Origin of the sequence: Psychroserpens damuponensis, from assembly GCF_000826655.1 — a bacterium.
Classification (GTDB): domain Bacteria; phylum Bacteroidota; class Bacteroidia; order Flavobacteriales; family Flavobacteriaceae; genus Psychroserpens; species Psychroserpens damuponensis.
This window is the reverse complement of record NZ_JXJO01000096.1, coordinates 1-421: the sequence shown is the minus strand read 5'-3', so window position 1 is coordinate 421 and position 421 is coordinate 1. Positions and strand designations below refer to the sequence as shown.

Annotated in this window: 1 protein-coding gene; it reads right to left on the bottom strand. The window is 25.2% G+C overall.

Annotated elements, in window-relative coordinates; translation table 11 throughout:
• Positions 1 to 230: 230 nt before the first annotated feature.
• Positions 231 to 421 (bottom strand): T9SS type A sorting domain-containing protein (locus tag TD29_RS17710; RefSeq protein WP_040282948.1); only part of this gene is annotated, 191 nt, incomplete at its 5' end.

The following is a 421-nucleotide window of genomic DNA, read 5'->3' as shown; positions in this document are numbered from 1 at the left end:
CTGAACTAAATACATTTAGAACAACTTTTTTTGACAACTGATTAATAGCACTTATTGGACACCATAAACTTTAATAGGTCACATTATTTTTAAACAAATAAAATAATATTGAGTATTATAATTGCATAGAAAACTAATAGAAATAGTTCGAGTTTATGTTGTCTTAAAAATTTCATACAAAAAATAAGCTGAGATTCAAATAGATAACTCAGCTTTTGATGTTTAACTGTTTATTTTTTTATAAATTTCTTTGTAAATCTATTGCCATAGATATCTTCAACTTTAATTAAAAATATGCCTTGTGCTAGTCCTGAAATATCAATTGTACGCTGTTGGGTTCTCAATATTTCTGCTCCTAAAATTGAATATACAATGGCTTGCTTAACCTCATAATTGGTTTCTATATTTAAAATTGAAATTG